This is a genomic window from Fundidesulfovibrio sp., assembly GCF_058402725.1.
The window spans coordinates 1-2,154 of sequence record NZ_JBZVFJ010000292.1 but is presented as its reverse complement, the minus strand read 5'-3'; the positions used below and the strand labels follow the sequence as shown (position 1 = coordinate 2,154).

Here is a 2,154-nt window from a genome sequence, read left to right as displayed (position 1 = left end):
AGCTTTCACATGTCAGTCGCTATCGTCACCGGCTCGGCCGGTCTGATCGGTTCGGAAACCGTCCGCTTCTTCGCGGACAAGGGCTTCGACGTCGTGGGCATCGACAACAACCTGCGCAAGACCTTCTTCGGCGAGGACGCCTCCACCGAGTGGAACCGTCAGCGTCTGGAGGGCGACCTCAAGAGCTACACCCACTACGACGCCGACATCCGCGACCACGACGCCATCTCCAAGATCTACGGCCGCTACGGCAAGTCCATCAAGGCCGTGATCCACTGCGCCGCCCAGCCCTCCCACGACTGGGCCGCCTCCGACCCCTACATGGACTTCACCGTCAACGCCAACGGCACCCTGGTGATGATGGAGAACTTCCGCCAGCACTGCCCCGAGGGCGTGTTCATCTTCACCTCCACCAACAAGGTCTACGGCGACACGCCCAACTACCTGCCCCTGGTGGAACTGGAGAAGCGCTTCGAGATCGAGAAGGGCCACAAGTGGGAAGGCGGCATCGACGAGACCATGTCCATCGACCAGACCAAGCACAGCCTCTTCGGCGCATCCAAGGTGGCGGCCGACGTGGTGGTGCAGGAATACGGCCGCTACTTCGGCCTGAACACCGGCGTGTTCCGCGGCGGCTGCCTCACCGGACCGGCCCACTCCGGCACCAAGCTGCACGGGTTCCTCTCCTACCTGATGCGCTGCTGCATCACCGGCAAGAAGTATTTCATCTACGGCTACAAGGGCAAGCAGGTCCGCGACAACATCCACTCCTACGACCTGGTGAACTCCCTCTGGCACTTCTTCGAGAAGCCCCGCGTGGCCGAAGTGTACAACATCGGCGGCGGCCGCTACTCCAACTGCTCCATGGCCGAAGCCATCGACATGTGCGAAGAGATCACCGGCAAGAAGATGAACTACGAATACGACGAGACCAACCGCATCGGCGACCACATCTGGTGGGTCTCGGGCCTGAAGAAGTTCGAGGAGCACTACCCCAACTGGAAGATCACCTACGACGTGCCCCGCATCCTGCGCGAGATCTACGAGGTCCAGAAGGACGTGGTGAACGAAGGCGGCGCCGGCGGGAAGTGCTAAGCCAAGAGGCCTCCGGCGGCCAGAGAGGGCGCTGCCCCTCTGGACTCTCCCGCCAGGGGGATGATCCCCCAGGACCCGCGATTGCTTCGCGGGCTTCACCCGGGGGGCTGACGAGAGAATGAAAAGGCGGGGGCCGTGATGGCCCCCGCCTTTCGTTTGGCAGATGTCGACGGTGAAGGCTTCGGAGGCCTGCGCCCCCGTCGGCCTAGCTGATGGAGCCCACCAGCTTGCGGAACCCTTCAAGCTGCGGCAGGAAGCGCTCTTCCGGGCTCATCAGCAGGGCCACCACCATCTGGTCGCCCTTGGGCATCACGGCCACCGCGATGTTCAGGTAGTGCGGCACCGACACCATCTTGGAGCTTCCCTGTCCCGTGTCCGCGCCGGAGGTGGGCTGGGGCTCGCCGCCCTCCACCTTGCGCCGCTCCACCTGGATGTACTTGTAAACCTGGATGGGGCGCTGGCCGCCCTGGGCCTCCACCGTCTCCACGCCCAGGCCCTGCACCAGGGAGCTTTGCTGGAAGTGCTTCTCCAGCATGGCCTGGAGCACGGCCGGATCGCCTTTGCAGGCCTGGGCGGGCACCATGATCAGGCGTCCGTCCACGTCCGGGCCGTTGATGGCCACGCCGCTGAACGCCGTGCCCAGCACCGAGCCGGGCATGGTCAGCGTCACCAGCGGCCCTGCGGCCTGGGTCGTCAGGCTCATGGCCAGGGCCGAGGCCTGCCCGCCGCCCAGGGCCTGGGCCTGCGCGCCCAGCGTGGGGAACGCCGCCGTGGTCCACCCCGTGGGCACCAGGCAGGACACCGCGCCCAGGTTCGTCATGGTGCAGGCCACGCCCTCGACCACGGGGGCCTCGTCCTTCTTGCCCTTCTTGGCCGCGGGCTTCTCGGCCGCCGCGCGGGCGATGGCCTTCTCGCGCTTGGCCTTCTCGGCCTCGAACGCCGCCATGGCAGGCAGCTTGTGCTTCTCGTCGATCTCCTTGATGGCCTGCTGCACCAGACGCTGCACCGAGGTGGAAAGCTGGCCGCCGCCCGCCTCGTGCGTGTCGAAGCCCATGAAGC

1 protein-coding gene and 1 pseudogene are annotated in these 2,154 nt (G+C 65.9%); one reads left to right on the top strand and one right to left on the bottom strand.

Annotated elements, in window-relative coordinates; genetic code table 11:
- Nucleotides 1-1,095 (top strand): NAD-dependent epimerase/dehydratase family protein (locus ACV4UX_RS18845; protein WP_491594819.1); only part of this gene is annotated, 1,095 nt, incomplete at its 5' end.
- A 205-nt stretch (nt 1,096-1,300) separates the two neighbouring features.
- Here ACV4UX_RS18845 and ACV4UX_RS18840 read toward each other — a convergent pair.
- Nucleotides 1,301-2,154: pseudogene (locus ACV4UX_RS18840) on the bottom strand (hypothetical protein); the annotation flags it as partial.